General features: G+C 72.6%; 14 protein-coding genes. 11 read left to right on the top strand and 3 right to left on the bottom strand.

Annotated elements, in window-relative coordinates:
• The first annotated feature begins 71 nt into the window (after positions 1–71).
• Both B0675_RS36295 and B0675_RS36290 read left to right on the top strand, forming a co-directional pair.
• Positions 72–761: a class I SAM-dependent methyltransferase gene (locus B0675_RS36295; RefSeq protein ID WP_081223833.1), complete on the top strand. Its 690-nt coding sequence runs from the start codon at positions 72–74 to the stop codon at positions 759–761.
• Between the two features lie 282 nt (positions 762–1,043).
• The gene (locus B0675_RS36290) at positions 1,044–1,493 is read left to right on the top strand and encodes a DoxX family protein (protein ID WP_081223832.1); all 450 of its coding nucleotides are present in this window, start codon (positions 1,044–1,046) and stop codon (positions 1,491–1,493) included.
• Between the two features lie 362 nt (positions 1,494–1,855).
• On the opposite strand, the gene B0675_RS36285 is transcribed toward B0675_RS36290, so the two are convergent.
• A complete protein-coding gene (locus B0675_RS36285) occupies positions 1,856–2,365 on the bottom strand; it encodes an RNA-binding S4 domain-containing protein (RefSeq protein WP_081224088.1) in 510 nt (169 codons plus the stop codon).
• Positions 2,366–2,955: 590 nt separating this feature from the next.
• On the opposite strand from B0675_RS36285, the gene B0675_RS36280 reads away from it, so the two are divergent.
• The 4 genes from B0675_RS36280 to pip all read left to right on the top strand — a co-directional run bounded on the left by B0675_RS36280 (position 2,956) and on the right by pip (position 7,691).
• On the top strand, positions 2,956–4,308 hold the full coding sequence (locus tag B0675_RS36280) for a M20/M25/M40 family metallo-hydrolase (RefSeq protein ID WP_081223831.1): 1,353 nt from the start codon (positions 2,956–2,958) through the stop codon (positions 4,306–4,308).
• Between the two features lie 67 nt (positions 4,309–4,375).
• A complete protein-coding gene (locus tag B0675_RS36275) occupies positions 4,376–5,908 on the top strand; it encodes a YfcC family protein (RefSeq protein ID WP_081223830.1) in 1,533 nt (510 codons plus the stop codon).
• A gap of 37 nt (positions 5,909–5,945) precedes the next feature.
• Positions 5,946–6,716, top strand: coding sequence for a uracil-DNA glycosylase (locus B0675_RS36270; protein WP_081223829.1), 771 nt, complete (start codon positions 5,946–5,948; stop codon positions 6,714–6,716).
• A gap of 9 nt (positions 6,717–6,725) precedes the next feature.
• Positions 6,726–7,691 carry a prolyl aminopeptidase gene (gene pip, locus B0675_RS36265; RefSeq protein WP_081223828.1) on the top strand — a complete coding sequence of 322 codons (966 nt, stop codon included), beginning with the start codon at positions 6,726–6,728 and terminating at the stop codon, positions 7,689–7,691.
• 67 nt (positions 7,692–7,758) lie between these two features.
• Here pip and B0675_RS36260 read toward each other — a convergent pair whose 3' ends face one another.
• Positions 7,759–8,493, bottom strand: coding sequence for a GntR family transcriptional regulator (locus B0675_RS36260; protein ID WP_081223827.1), 735 nt, complete (start codon positions 8,491–8,493; stop codon positions 7,759–7,761).
• 169 nt (positions 8,494–8,662) lie between these two features.
• Between B0675_RS36260 and B0675_RS36255 the strand changes: the two genes are divergently transcribed.
• From B0675_RS36255 to B0675_RS36245, 3 genes are all read left to right on the top strand, one after another.
• Entirely contained in the window at positions 8,663–10,147 is a 1,485-nt protein-coding gene (locus B0675_RS36255; protein ID WP_081223826.1) for an NCS1 family nucleobase:cation symporter-1, read from the top strand.
• Positions 10,148–10,149: 2 nt separating this feature from the next.
• Positions 10,150–10,887, top strand: coding sequence for an aspartate/glutamate racemase family protein (locus tag B0675_RS36250; RefSeq protein WP_081223825.1), 738 nt, complete (start codon positions 10,150–10,152; stop codon positions 10,885–10,887).
• Positions 10,888–11,015: 128 nt separating this feature from the next.
• Complete coding sequence (locus B0675_RS36245; RefSeq protein WP_241540085.1) at positions 11,016–12,065, top strand: glycoside hydrolase family 6 protein; 1,050 nt, start codon at positions 11,016–11,018, stop codon at positions 12,063–12,065.
• Positions 12,066–12,070: 5 nt separating this feature from the next.
• Here B0675_RS36245 and B0675_RS36240 read toward each other — a convergent pair whose 3' ends face one another.
• Positions 12,071–12,478, bottom strand: a complete 408-nt coding sequence (locus B0675_RS36240) for a RidA family protein (protein ID WP_081223824.1) — start codon at positions 12,476–12,478, stop codon at positions 12,071–12,073.
• A gap of 153 nt (positions 12,479–12,631) precedes the next feature.
• On the opposite strand from B0675_RS36240, the gene B0675_RS36235 reads away from it, so the two are divergent.
• Both B0675_RS36235 and B0675_RS36230 read left to right on the top strand, forming a co-directional pair.
• Positions 12,632–13,450: a nucleotidyltransferase domain-containing protein gene (locus B0675_RS36235; protein WP_081224086.1), complete on the top strand. Its 819-nt coding sequence runs from the start codon at positions 12,632–12,634 to the stop codon at positions 13,448–13,450.
• 41 nt (positions 13,451–13,491) lie between these two features.
• The gene (locus B0675_RS36230) at positions 13,492–14,229 is read left to right on the top strand and encodes a hypothetical protein (protein ID WP_081223823.1); all 738 of its coding nucleotides are present in this window, start codon (positions 13,492–13,494) and stop codon (positions 14,227–14,229) included.
• The last annotated feature ends 79 nt before the right edge of the window (positions 14,230–14,308 follow it).

Below are 14,308 nucleotides of genomic sequence, written 5' to 3'. Positions count from 1 at the left end.
CAGCGCGAGGGTGACCCGAACGAGTGACGGAGGAGGGGAACGGCCGTACGCCCGCCGTCCGTTGGACGGACATGAGGATCGAAAAGCGTCAGGGATACGAGGGCACGGGACCCGGGGCCATCACCCCGGACGGCTGCGCGGTCGAGCTCTACGCCCGGCTGCCCGTCGGGAGCGAGCCGGACATCATCACCGCCGCGGTGCCCCCGGCCGCGCGCATCCTCGAACTGGGCTGCGGCGTCGGACGGATGACCCACCCGCTGCTGGAGCTCGGGTTCGCGGTCACGGCGGTGGACGAGTCCGCCGAGATGCTGGAGCACGTCCGCGGCGTGCGCACCGTGCACAGCACCATCGAGGACCTCGACCTCGGCGAGACGTTCGACGTGGTGATGCTGGCGTCGTTCCTCGTGCACGCCGGGGATCTCCGGGTGCGCCGGGCCCTGCTGGACACCTGCGCCCGTCATGTCACCGGCGACGGCTGCGTGTTGATCCAGCGTGAGGGCCTGGACTGGCACAGTGACGTCCCCCGTGAGCGCGTCGACCCGGCCGGCTTCGTCGCCCGCATCCTGTCCGCCGACCCGGTGGGCGACGGAGTGGACTCGGTGCGCGCCGAGTACGTGTTCCCGGACGCCACCTGGACCCAGACGTTCCTGTCCCGGCCGTTGACCCGGGCCGAGTTCGAGGAGGCGCTGGGCGAGGCCGGCCTGCGAGTGGACCGGTACCTGACGGACGACGGAATGTGGGTGAGGGCCGTGAAGGGGTGAGGCGGGCGAGGCGCGGGGAAGGGGCTCGGGGGGTCGAGGGGCACGAGCGGGAAGTGCCGCCGGTGCCGAGGGGAAAGCGGTGGCAGGGGACGCGACGTCACTCGGTGCCTGGGTGAGCGGAAGGAGTAAGCGGGCAGGGGGGAGCGGGCTGCGGTGACGGGGTGTCCGGTGCCCCCGGGCGAGGGCGGAAGCAGAACCCCGCTCAGCACCGATGAGTTCCCGGTGCCCCCACGGTCTATCTCCTCGAAAGCAGCAACCACCGCTTCCCCCCAGGAGACCACCGTGTCCGAGACCACCCTCCCCGCCGCCACCTCCGCCCCGGCCGCCGCCACCCCGCGCTCCCGCCGCGCCCGCATCGCCCTGACCGCCCTGCAGGTCGTGCTCGGTCTCTTCTACGCGATCGCCAGCGCCCTGCCCAAGCTGATCGCCCACCCCTCGGCGGTGGAGTCGTTCGACAAGCTCGGCTGGGGCCACACGGGCATGTACGTCATCGGGGCGCTCGAACTCGCCGGTGGTATCGCCCTGATGGTCCCGCTCCTGGACTCGGTGGCGGCGGTGGCCCTCATGGCGCTGATGGCTGGCGCCTTCGTCGTCAACGTCGTCGTCGACGGCCCGTACCCGGCGACCCCGCTCATCCTGATGCTGCCGCTCGCCCTGATCGCCTGGGCCCGGCGCGGCCACACGACCGAACTGCTCCACCTGGTCCGACGACGGGTGGGACAGCGCGCGTGACGACGGTCCGCGGACGGAGGGCTCCCCCTGAGCAGGGGGAGCCCTCGTCGGCGTGCGGTGGCGGGTGCGGCCGGCGGCACGAGCTGCTTGGCCCGGAGGTGACGGAGCCGAGCCGCCTGGCCCGGAGGTGACGGAGCCGAGCTGCTTGGCCCGGAGGTGACGGAGCCGAGCTGCTTGGCCCGGAGGTGACGGAGCCGAGCTGCTTGGCCCGGAGGTGACGGAGCCGAGCCGCTTGGCCGGGAGGTGACGGAGCCGAGCCGTCGCGCCCGGACGTGACGGAGCCGAGCTGTCTCGCCGGAGCTGGAGGGGAGCCGGGTCGCCGAAGCTGCGTGAATCAGGCGGCCCGGCTTACGGACCCGTTTCTACGATGCGGATGAGCGGCGGCCGGAGGAACGACGGGACGCTCCCGCGGATCCCGTCGGACCGCCCGCTCCCGTGGCGGGGCCGGAGGACTTGACGGGCCCGGACGAGCCGGCCTCCATGCCCCGCAGGCGTTCCATGTCGCGACGGTCCCGCTTCGTCGGGCGGCCCGCTCCCCGGTCCCTGATACCGGCGGGGGCCACGGCCTCGCGCGGCGGGGGCGGCGGGCTGTTGTCGACGTAGCACTCGACGGCGACGGGCGGCCCGACCCGTTTGCGGATCACGCGCTTCACGACGACGACCCGTTCACGGCCCTCGTGGCGCAGTCTGACCTCGTCGCCGACGCGCACACCGTACGCGGGTTTGACGCGTTCACCATTGACCCGCACATGCCCGCCGCGGCAGGCGGTGGCGGCCACCGCGCGCGTCTTGACGAGCCGGACGGACCAGATCCAGGCGTCGATCCGCACACTCTGGCCCGCGGCGGGACCCGCACCCGCGGCGGCGATCACGGCGGCGGCCTTCGCGGCGGCAGTGGAATCGGCAGCCGCATCGGCAGCGGAATCGGCGGGGCGGTCGGACGGGGGACCGGCGTCAGGATGCGCACCGACGGGGTCCCCGTCACGTACGCCGTCACGTACCCCCTCACGTACGCCGTCGTGGCGCGTGGGGCGTCCGGTCGCCGAGCCCGCGCTCGCCGCACCGGCCCCGCCCGCGGACTGCGCGCCGGCCCTGCCCGCACCAGCCGAACCGTCCGTGTCCTTGCCGCGAGCGGCGCGCCCGCTCTTTCTCCGCGCGTCGGTGCCGCCGCGGCCGCTGCCGTGGCTCGGGTCGCCGTCGTGCGCTCCGCGCGCGGAGCGGTCGCCGCGTACCGTGCTGCCGCCCGTGCCGGAGCGGGCGTCGGCGCCACGTCCTGTTCGTGCGGCGGTCGCGCCGTCCATCTCCCCGTCAGCGTCCTGAGAAGCCATGTTCCGACTCTAACGCTCGTCGTCCGGCGGATCGCCCGGCTTTTCCGTCGCACGGACCACCCCGGATGCGGCGGCCCCGGAGTGCGCCGAGGCTGGCGGGTGAGGCCGGCCGGTGAGCGACAGAGGGGACCGCGGTGGACACAGCAGCGAAGGTCGACGCGTTGATGGACGGCCTCCGCGCCGATCTGGAACGGCTCGCCGCCATCCCCTCCGTCGCGTTCCCGGGGTTCCCCGCCGAGCCGGTGCGGCAGGCCCACGACCTCCTTGTCGGGATGCTGCGCGACGTGGGGGTCGAGCGCGTCGAGCGGATCGACCTCCCCGACACGGCCCCCGTGATCTTCGCGGAGATCCCGCCGCCGAGCCCCGACGCGCCGACGATCCTCCTCTACTCGCACTACGACGTGCAGCCGCCCGGCGACGAGAAGCTGTGGCTGTCACCGCCCTTCGAGCCGACGCCCGTCGAAGGCGGCCTGCGGGCGCGCGGTATCGCCGACGACAAGTCCAACGTCATCGCGCACCTGGGCATGCTGCGGGCCTACGAGGGGCGGCCACCGGTCGGCGTGAAGATCGTCTTCGAGGGCCAGGAGGAGTACGGCAGCCCCTTCGACGACTATCCGCCGAGCGACCCCGAACGGTTCGCCTGCGACGCGATGGTCATCGCCGACCTGGGCAATCTCCGCCCCGGCACCCCCACCCTCACCACCGGTCTGCGCGGGGCGTCCGAGGTGGTCGTCGAGGTGCGCACCCTCCAGGAACCCCGGCACAGCGGGGAGTTCGGCGGAGCGGCGCCGGACGCCCTGCTCGTGCTGCTGAACGCGCTGTCCACGCTGCACGACGTGCACGGCGATGTCGCCGTGGCGGGACTGCGGCGCGAGGAGTGGACCGGGACGACGTACACCGAGGACGAGTTCCGCGACCTCGCGGGGGTGCGCGACGGCGTGCCGCTGATCGGCAGCGGGAGCCTCGGGGAGCGGCTGTGGAGCGGTCCCGCGATCACGGTGATCGGACTCGACGCGCCGAGTGTCGAGCACGCGGCGTCGGCCGTCGTGCCGTACGCCCGCGCCAAGCTCAACCTCCGCTTCCACCCGCGCCAGGACGCGAAGGAGGCGCAGAATCTGCTGGTCGAGCATCTGCGCGGGCTGCGGCCGTTCGGCGTCCCGCTCACCGTCACTCCGGGCGACACCGGGCCGGGCTACGAGGCGTCGACCGGCGGTCCCGCCTACCGGGCGGCGCTCACCGCGCTGCGCGAGGCCTGGGGCGAGGACGCGTCGTACGTGGCGACCGGCGGTTCCATCCCGCTGGTCAACGGGCTCGCGCGGGCCGCTCCGGGCGCCGAGGTGCTGCTGTTCGGCGCCCAGGACAGCATGTGCAACCTGCACGCCCCCAACGAACGCGTCCTCTTCTCGGAGCTGCGCAACACGGTCGTCGCCATGTGCGCGTTCGTACGGGAGTACGCGGCGGACTTCCGGCCGGGAGCCGCCTCATGACCGCCGGTGCGCCCGGCCCGGGCACCGGCGATCCTGTCGCCGCCGCGTCGGGGGAGGTGGCCGCGCGATGAGCACCCCGACCGAGACCAAGCCGTCGGACACCGAAGAGCCGCCGCCCAGACGCAGGTTCACGTTCCCGAGCGCGCTGACCGTCCTCGCGATCGTCACGATCGCCGTGTGGGCGCTGGCGTTCCTGATCCCCGCCGGGCAGTACGACCGCACGCCCGAGGGCAGGCCGATCCAGGGCACCTACCACCGCGTCGACTCCGGCCAGAGCTTCGTCGACCGTCTCAACGACCTCTTCCTGTCACCCGTCAACGGCCTGTACGGCATCCTGGACGAGAAGACGGCGCGGGTCGGGCCCGACTTCGCCGGTGAACTGTACGGCAGCGCGGGCGTGTTCCTCTTCGTGCTCGCCATCGGGGCGTTCATCACCGTGGTGTTCGCGACCGGCGCGCTCGACCGGGGCATCGGTCTGCTCGCCCACCGGCTCAAGACGCGGGGGGCGTTGCTCATCGCGGGCATCATGGTGGTGTTCTCGGTGCTCGGCACGGTCGAGGGATTCGCCGAGGAGACCCTCGGGTTCTACGGCCTGATCGTGCCGTTGATGCTGGCGCTCGGCTACGACCGGATGGTCGCGGTCGGCACGATCATCCTCGGTGCCGGCATCGGCGTGCTGTGCTCGACGGTGAACCCCTTCGCGACGGGCGTCGCCTCGTCCGCCGCCGACATCTCGCTCGGCGACGGCATCGTGCTCCGGTTCGTGATGTGGGTCGTGCTGACGGCGGTCACCGTCGCCTACGTGATCCGGTACGCGCGGCGGGTGCAGAAGCGCCCCGAGCGGTCGATCACCGGCTTCCTGCCGGGGGACCGCGAGCACGCGCGGGACGCGGCCGGCGAGGTGCCCGAACTGACCGGCCTGCACAAGGCGGTCCTCGCCACCACGGCGCTGGTCTTCGCCTTCATGATCTTCTCGGTCGTCCCGTGGTCCAGCGCGCTCACCGGCAAGGCGGACGCGCGCCCCTACGGATTCGAGCTCGGCTGGTCCTTCCCCGAGCTGGCCGCGCTGTTCCTGTGCGCGGCCGTGCTGGTCGGGGTGGTGGCGCGGATGGGCGAGCAGAAGCTCAGCGCGACGATCATCCAGGGCGCCGCGGACTTCATCTCACCCGCGCTGGTGATCGTGCTGGCCCGCGGGGTCACCGTGATCATGAACAACTCGAAGATCACGGACACGGTGCTGCACTCCATCGAGGGGGTCGTGCAGGGCACCTCCTCCAGCCTGTTCGCGATCATCGTGTTCGTCGTGAACCTGCCGCTCGCCTTCCTCATCCCCTCGACCTCCGGCCACGCGACCCTCGCCATGCCGATCCTCGCCCCGCTCGCCGACTTCGCGGGCGTGTCCCGCGCCGTCGTCGTCACCGCCTGGCAGTCCGCCAGCGGCTGGATGAACCTCTGGGTCCCCACCACCGCCGTCACCATCGGCGGCGTCGCCCTCGCCAAGGTCGGCTACGACAAGTACCTCCGTTTCGTCTGGCCCCTCCTCGCCATCCTCTTCCTGCTGATCTGCGGCTTCCTGGCCGTGGGAGCGGCGATCACCTAGGTGCCGGAGACGGGTGCGGCGGCCGTACGGTGGAGGCATGGTGATCGGTGATCGCGGGCCGGACGGCCCGGACGGGGCGGGCGGGCTGGAGCGGCTCGACGCGCGGATCGCCGGCTGCCGGGCCTGCCCGCGGCTCGTCGCCTGGCGCGAGGAGGTGGCCGCGACCAAGCGGGCCGCCTTCGCCGAGGAGACGTACTGGGGGCGCCCGGTTCCCGGCTTCGGACCGGCCGACGCGTCCCTCCTGGTCGTCGGACTCGCGCCCGCCGCGCACGGCGGCAACCGCACCGGCCGGATGTTCACGGGGGACCGGTCGGGCGACGTGCTCTACGCGGCCCTGCACGACATCGGCCTGGCCTCGCAGGGGACCTCGGTCCACGCGGACGACGGCCTCGAGCTGTACGGCGTCCGCATCACCTCACCCGTGCACTGCGCGCCGCCCGCCAACAAGCCCACGCCCGAGGAGCGGGACACCTGCCGTCCCTGGCTCGTCCAGGAGCTGGAGCTGATGCGGCCCACGCTGCGGGCGGTGGTCGTCCTCGGCGCCTTCGGCTGGCAGGCGGCGCTGCCCGCCTTCGCCGCGTCCGGGTGGGAAGTCCCCCGTCCCCGGCCGGTGTTCGGCCACGGAGCGCAGGTCACGCTGGACCGGCCACCGGGCCCGGACGGCGCCGGCCCCCTCGAACTCTTCGGGTGCTTCCACGTGAGCCAGCGGAACACCTTCACCGGAAAGCTCACCCCCGCCATGCTCCGGGACGTCCTGCGCACCGCGGCCCGCACGGCGGGGCTGCCGACCCGGCCGGACCCGGGTTAGCCTCGCGCGATGCCCCTGTATCCGGAGACCGAACCGTACGACCACGGCATGCTCGACGTCGGGGACGGCAACCGCGTGTACTGGGAGGTCTGCGGCAACCCCGACGGCAAGCCCGCCCTCATGCTGCACGGCGGGCCGGGGTCGGGCTGTTCTCCGTCCTTCCGGCGCTTCTGCGATCCGGCGAAGTACCGCATCGTCCTGCTCGACCAGCGGGGCAGCGGCCGCTCCACCCCGCACGCGAGCGAATCCGCCACCGACATGTCCGTCAACACGACCGCGCACCTGATCGGCGACCTGGAGGCGCTGCGCGCCCACCTCGGCGTCGACCGCTGGCTGGTGTGGGGTGTGTCGTGGGGGTCGGTGCTGGGACTGCGGTACGCGCAGACGCGTCCGCACGCCGTGTCCGAGCTGGTGCTGACCGGGGTGGCGACCGGCTCCGATGCCGAAGTGGCCCTGCTGACCAGGGGACTCGGACGGATCTTCCCCGAGGCCTTCGACCGGTTCCTCGCCGGGCTGCCCGAGGACGGACGCGCCGGGAACCTCGCCGCCGCGTACAACCGACTGATCGAGTCGTCCGACCGCGAGGTGCGGGAGCGGGCGGCCCGGGCCTGGACCGACTGGGAGACGGCGACCGTTCCCGCGCCGCCCCGCTCGATCGAGCGGTACGAGGACCCCGTCTTCCGGATGGGTTTCGCCCGCACCGTCACCCACTACTGGGGCAACGGCCACTTCCTCGGGGACGGCGGCGACGAGGGTGTCGTCCTGCGGGACGCGCCCCTGCTCGACGGCGTTCCCGGCACGCTGGTCCAGGGCAGCCTCGACTTCGGGAACCTGCTCGGGATCGTGTGGCGGCTCCATCAGGCCTGGCCCGGCAGCGAGTTGGTGGTCGTCGACGACGCCGGACACGGCGCGGGCGACGCCGGCACGGTGGAGGCACTGATCGCGGCCACGGACCGGTACGCGGCCGGGGTGTGACACCGGGCGCGCGGAGCCCGTTCCGCGACCGCCCGCCGTGCTCCGGCCGCCCTCGGCGCTGATCGCCTCAGGCGCCCTCGCCGAACAGATGGCGCACCGTCGAGCGGTAGTTGGCCTGGACGTGGGTGAGGGCCTGGGCGCGGGCCCGCTCCGAGTCGCCGGAGGCCACGGCCTCGTAGAGCTCGCGGTGCTCGGTGAGGAGTTGGGGCCATTCCTCGTTCTGCCGGGTGAGCCAGCGCAGCCTGCCGTCGACGGGTTCCATGACGGAGATCAGCAGGCTGTTGCCGGCCATCGCGAGAATCCGGTCGTGGAACGCGGTGTTGATGGCGGTGACGGCCTCCGCGTCGTCCGCGTGGGTCGCGACGGCCGCGCGGTCGAGCAGCGCCGCGAGTTCGGCCAGCGACTCGGGGGTGGCCCGTGCCGCCGCGAGACCGGCCGCGTAGACCTCCAACGCCTCGCGCAGCTCGAAGAGTTCGGCGACGTCCGTCGGGGTGAGCCGGCGCACCACGGTACGGCGGGGGGTCTCGAAGAGGACGAAGCCCTCGGCGACCAGCGCGCGGATCGCCTCGCGGACCGGGACCCGGGAGACCCCGAACCGCTCGGCCAGTTCGCGCTCGACCAGCCGGTCGCCCGGACGCAGCCGCCCGGCGATGATCTCCTGCCGCAGGGTCGCCAGGACCCGTTCGCGCACGGCTCCGAGGGGCTCCCGCTCCCCGCCCGTGGGGGGCCGCGTCGGCTCGGCACCCGCGGGCGCCTCGCCGGAGCGTTCCGGGCCCGTGCCCAGGGGGTCGATCTTCGTCATGGGCCCATCTTCGCCGACTCCGGGGGTGTTTTACGGAGCCGTAACCGCAAGGACATCGGTCGGAACGGTTGACGGCGGGACCATGTCGGCAGTTTGGTATACCAAACACGCCTCGCTCGGATGCCCGCACCCGCACCGCCCCCTCCGTCCCCTCGTCCATGGAGGCCCCGTGTCCCTCGCCGACCGCGCCGAAGCCACCGGCGCACCAGCGTTCGTCCCCGACCCCCGGCTCACCAACGAAGACCTCGCCCCCGCCGAGAAGCGGAACTGGAAGGTCTTCGACCTCTTCGCCATGTGGATGTCCGACGTCCACAACCTCGGCAACTACACGTTCGCGGCCGGCCTGTTGGTCCTCGGCATGAACGTCTGGCAGATCTTCACCTCCCTGCTCGTCGGCTTCGTGATCATCTACGCCGGGATGAACCTGATGGGCCGCGTGGGACAGCGCACCGGCGTCCCCTTCCCGGTCGTCAGCCGCATCAGCTTCGGCGTCTGGGGCGCCAACATCCCGGCGCTGATCAGGGCCGTCATCGCCATCATGTGGTACGGAATCCAGACCTACCTGGCGTCCGTCGCCGTCAACGTCATGCTGCTCGCGGCGTGGCCCGGCCTGGAGTCCTGGACCCACCACTCCTTCCTCGGCCTGGACGCGCTCGGCTGGACGTCCTTCGTGTCCCTCTGGCTCGTCCAGGCGCTGATCATCAGTCAGGGCATGGAGTCCGTCCGCAAGTTCCAGGACTTCTGCGGCCCCGCGATCTGGCTCGTGATGATCGCGCTCGCCGTCTGGGTCCTGGCGAAGGCCGGCTGGAGCATCTCGCTCACCGCGACCCCGCACCCCGTGTCGGCCGGCGAACAGTGGCGGCAGTGGTTCGGCGCGGTCGGACTGATCCTCGCCACCTACGGCACGCTGATGCTCAACTTCTGCGACTTCTCCCGCTTCGCGCCCAGCTACAGGACCGTGCGGCGCGGCAACTTCTGGGGCCTGCCCATCAACTCCACGGCCTTCGTGATCGTTTCCGTCATCGTCACGGCCGGCTCCATCGAGGCGTTCGGCGAGGCCATCACCGACCCGGCGCTGCTCGTCGCCAAGGTCGGCAACACCTGGGTCCTCGTCCTCGGCGCCCTGACCTTCGCCATCGCCACCATGGGCGTCAACATCGTCGCCAACTTCGTCTCCCCGGCGTACGACCTCGCCAACGTCTGGCCGCAGAAGATCACCTTCAAGGTCGGCGGCATGATCAGCACCGTCGCCGCCCTGGTCGTCACCCCGTGGAACCTCTTCTCCAACCCCACCGTCGTCAACTACTTCCTCGGCGGCCTCGGTGCCTTCCTGGGACCGCTGTTCGGCGTGATCATGCTCGACTACTACTGGGTCAAGCGGGGCAACGTCGACGTGGAGCAGCTCTTCAACGCCCAGCCGGGCAGCCGGTACTACTACCGGCGGGGCGTCAACCCCAAGGCGCTGTGGGCGTTCCTGCCCTCGGCGGCGGTGGCCGCGGTCCTCGCCCTGGTGAAGGACTTCAGCGACGTGGCGCCCTACTCCTGGTTCATCGGCACGGCGATGGCGGCCGGTCTGTACGCGCTGCTCTGCCGCGCCGAGCGGGCCGCCACCGAACCGGCTCCCGCCTCCGACACCGTTCCCGTGGAGGGCTGAGCGTGCGGATCGTCGTCACCAACTGCAACACGACGCAGGAGATGACCGAGGAGATCGTACGAGGTGCCCGGGCCGCCGCAGGCCCGGGCACCACCGTGCTCGGCCTCACCCCCGCCTGGGGGCCCGAATCCGCGGAAGGCTGGCTCGACAGCTATCTCTCGGCGGCGGCCGTCCTCGACACCCTGCGCACCTACGAGGGCCCGTACGACGCCGTCGTGCTGGCCGGTTTCGGAGAGCACGGCCGGGAGGGGGCACGCGAACTCCTCGACGTCCCGGTCGTGGACATCACGGAGGCCGCGGCGCACCTCGCCTGCCTGCTGGGCCGCCGCTACGGCGTCGTCACCACCCTGGAACGCTCCCGGGGCCAGATCGAGGACAGCCTGCACGCCGCGGGTGTCGCCCAGAACTGCGCCGCCGTCGTCGGCACCGGCCTCGGCGTCCTCGACCTGGGCGACACCCAGCGCACCCAGGACGCCTTCGTGGCCGCGGCGGAACGGGCCCGGGAGGCCGGTGCGGAAGTCCTCGTCCTCGGCTGCGCCGGGATGACCGGCCTGCAGCAGGCGGTCGGCGCGAAACTCGGGATCCCCGTGGTCGACGGCGTCGCGGCGGCGGTCAAGCTCGCCGAGTCGCTGGTGTCGCTCGGGCTGACCACGAGCCGGGCGGGCGGCTACGCGCGACCGCTGCCCAAGCGCCGCACGTGGGGCCGACCGGCTTCCGGAGACCCCCCTCCGTCGGGGTGATCCCGCGGCGACCCGGCGGGCACCGGGCGGCCGGTGGGCGATCCCGGCCGCAGACTCACCGCAGGGCCGGAGACCGGTCCGACGGCCGGACCGGTGGCCCGCACCGGCGCCACGGAACGGAGCTGCTCGTGCCGCTGGTCAGAGCGCTGGTCGCCGCCGCCGTCCTGGCCGCGGTGTGCGGCACCGGGGCGGCCTGCGCCTCGGCCTCCGGCACCGGACACCGCACGGCCGGGCAGACCGCCACCGTGGACGGAACCGACCACGGCTCCGCCGGACCCACCGGCCGCGGCGGCGCCCCCGACGACGAACCCTTCTTCGTGGCACCCGGTTCGCACGCGGCAGGGCAGGCGACCGCGTGGCGCGCCGCCGGTCGCACGGCCGACGCCCACCTGATGGACCGCATCGCCGCCCGCCCGCAGGCGGAGTGGCTCACCGGTCCCCGTCCCGAGGCCGTCGTCCGGGACCGCACGACGGCCGCCGCGCGCCACCGGCGCACGGCCGTCCTCGTCGCCTACTACATCCCGCAGCGCGACTGCGGCGCCCACTCCGCCGGGGGAGCCCCGAGCGCGGCGGCCTACCGCGCCTGGATCGACGCCTTCGCCGCGGGCCTCGGCGACCGGGACGCCTACGTCGTCGTCGAACCCGACGCCGTCCCCCACACCGTGGCCGGCTGCGCCCAGGTCGTCCCGGCCGAGCGGTACGCGCTGCTGGCGTACGCCGTCGACCGCCTCGGCCGGCAGTCCGGTACCCACGTCTACCTCGACGCGGGCAACCCCGGGTGGATCCCGGACCCCGCCCGACTCGTCGGCCCGCTGCGGTCCTCGGGCGTGGCGCGCGCCGACGGCATCGCCCTGAACGTCTCCAACTTCCATACGGAAACGACGACTTCGGTGTACGGGAAGCGGCTGTCGAGCCTGCTCGGCGGCACGCGTCTCGTCATCGACACCAGCCGCAACGGAAACGGACCCCACCCCGGCCCCGGAACCGACCTCTGGTGCAACCCGCCGGGCCGGGCCCTCGGCCGGCCACCGACCCGGCGCACCGGAGACCCGCTGATCGACGCCTACCTGTGGATCAAACGGCCGGGCGAGTCCGACGGCACCTGCCGCGGCGGACCCGCCGCGGGCCGCTGGTGGCCGTCCTACGCGCTGCGCCTGGCCGCGAACGCGCACGACTGAGGGCGCTACAGGCTGTCCGGTACGACCGCGGTCGCCGTGATCTCCACCAACTGTCCGGCGTAACCGAGGCAGGCGACGCCGAGCAGGGTCGAGGAGTGCGGGCCGACACTGAGCCCGGACTCCTGGACGACCTCCCACACGGCGGACAGTGCCGCCGTCTCGCCGCTCACGACATACACGTCGGTCGACACGACGTGGGCCATGTCGCTGCCGACGGCGCGCAGTTGCTCGTCGAGGTTGGCCAGCACCTGCACGGCCTGCCGCACGGGATCGCCCGGCCCGACCAGCTTTCCGTCGACGTCGAGCGGCACGGACCCGGCGAGGAAGGCCAGCCGTGTCCCGGCCTCGACGACGGAGGCGTGCGCGTAGACGGGCGGCGTGAAGAGGGTGGGGACGGTGACACGCTGGATCATGAGGGCTCCGGTCGAGGAGATGGGGCGACGGGCGAATGCCGTGTGCCGCGGGGACGACCCGCCGATGATGCGCCGCGGACCGGGGATCCCGCAGCCGGTTTCCCGGGGGATATCCACTCGACGGAGAGGCCGCCGGTGCGCATCCTCGATGCCATGCACACCGAGAACGGGGGCCCCGATCGGCCGACCGCGGATGACGACGCGTTCCTCGACCGGGTCGCGGACCGGCTCTTCGCCCTCCCCGGCGTCCGGTCCGTCGCGCTCGGCGGGTCGCGCGCGCAGGGCACGCATCGGCCGGACAGCGACTGGGACCTCGCGGTCTACTACCGGGACGCGTTCGACCCCGAGGACCTCCGGGCCGTCGGCTGGCCGGGAGAGGTGTCCGAGATCGGCGGCTGGGGCGGCGGTGTCTTCAACGGCGGCGCCTGGCTGACCGTCGACGGGCGCCGGATCGACGTCCACTACCGCGATCTCGACGTCGTGGAGCACGAGGTGGCGCAGGCGGAGGCGGGCCGGTTCGCGATCGAACCGCTCCTCTTCCACCTCGCGGGCATCCCCACGTACCTGATCGTCGCCGAACTCGCCGTCAACCGCGTCCTGCGCGGTGACGACATCCCCCGCCCCCACGGCTACCCGGCCGAACTGCGCGCGCACGCCTCGGCGCGCTGGTTCGGCAGTGCGCGCGCCAACCTCTCCTACGCGCTGGCCAACCACGCCCCCGCCGGCCGCCTCACGGAGGCGCTGGGCGCTCTGGCGACGGCCGCCGTGCAGACCGGCCACGGCGTCCTCGCGGCGCGTGGAGAGTGGGTCACGAACGAGAAGCGGCTGCTGGAGCGGGCCGGGCTCAGGGAGGTCGACGCACTGGCCGGGCGCGCGCTGCGGGATCCCGCGGCGCTCACCGCCACCCTCACCGCCGCGCAGGGGTTGTTCGCCGCGGCCGAACAGGCCGTGCCGCACCCTCCGTACGAATAATGCGTCGAACAAGCCCTGTCGGCGCTGCTACGGTCACCGACGTGGCGAAACTCAATCAGATCATCGCAGTCGAGAAGGGCATCAAGTCCAAGTCCCATCAGGACCTGACGGCTGCTCATCACGGGCTCCAGAAACCGGCGTTGCTCGCCGGTATCTCCCGGACGTACCAGCCGAAGGACGAGGAGGGCGAGCAGCTCCCGCCCGAGTCCACCCGGGTGCAGGTGCAGGCCGAGGACGTGCTGCGGGACACCGCGGCGACCCTGACCCGGCTGTTCGACGTGACCGCCACCAAGGACTGGGCCAACTGCACCGCGCGGGCCGACGTGAAGGTCGACGGACGCGTGCTCGTCCCCGGCGTACCGGTGTCGTACCTCCTCTTCCTGGAGAAGCAGCTCACCGACCTCAACACCTTCGTGCGCAAGCTGCCCGTCCTCGACGCCTCCGAGTCCTGGGTGCGCGACCCGTCCACCGACGCCTGGAAGACCGACCCGGTGCGGACCCTGCGCACGAAGAAGGTCCCCCGCAACCACGTCAAGGCCGAGGCCACCGAGAAGCACCCGGCCCAGGTCGAGGTGTACTACGAGGACATCCCCGTCGGCTACTGGACGACCGTCAAGTTCTCCGGCGCCCTGCCCGCCCGCCGCGTGAACCAACTCCTGGACCGCGTCGAGAAGTTGCAGCAGGCCGTCAAGTTCGCCCGCGAGGAGGCCAACGGCGAGGACGTCGTCGACCAGCGGGTGGGGGACGCGGTGTTCGGCTACCTGTTCGCACAGGAGTAGCCTCTGAAACTCCCCGGCCAAGGCATCACGGCCGGGGTGCGCGAGGAGCGCAAGTTGAACCTGAAGCTTGTCGTGAATG

The organism is Streptomyces sp. M41(2017) (genome assembly GCF_002078175.1).
Classification (GTDB): domain Bacteria; phylum Actinomycetota; class Actinomycetes; order Streptomycetales; family Streptomycetaceae; genus Streptomyces.
The sequence above is the reverse complement of the archived record's forward strand: the minus strand, read 5'-3'. Positions and strand labels throughout refer to the sequence as shown.

Excerpts from the sequence above, each read along its gene's own strand:
- B0675_RS36295 (WP_081223833.1), top strand. The coding sequence starts at position 72 with ATGAGGATCGAAAAGCGTCAGGGATACGAGGGCACGGGACCCGGGGCC.
- B0675_RS36275 (WP_081223830.1), top strand. The coding sequence starts at position 4,376 with ATGAGCACCCCGACCGAGACCAAGCCGTCGGACACCGAAGAGCCGCCG.
- B0675_RS36270 (WP_081223829.1), top strand. The coding sequence starts at position 5,946 with ATGGTGATCGGTGATCGCGGGCCGGACGGCCCGGACGGGGCGGGCGGG.
- pip (WP_081223828.1), top strand. The coding sequence starts at position 6,726 with ATGCCCCTGTATCCGGAGACCGAACCGTACGACCACGGCATGCTCGAC.
- B0675_RS36260 (WP_081223827.1), bottom strand. The coding sequence starts at position 8,493 with ATGACGAAGATCGACCCCCTGGGCACGGGCCCGGAACGCTCCGGCGAG.
- B0675_RS36240 (WP_081223824.1), bottom strand. The coding sequence starts at position 12,478 with ATGATCCAGCGTGTCACCGTCCCCACCCTCTTCACGCCGCCCGTCTAC.
- B0675_RS36235 (WP_081224086.1), top strand. The coding sequence starts at position 12,632 with ATGCACACCGAGAACGGGGGCCCCGATCGGCCGACCGCGGATGACGAC.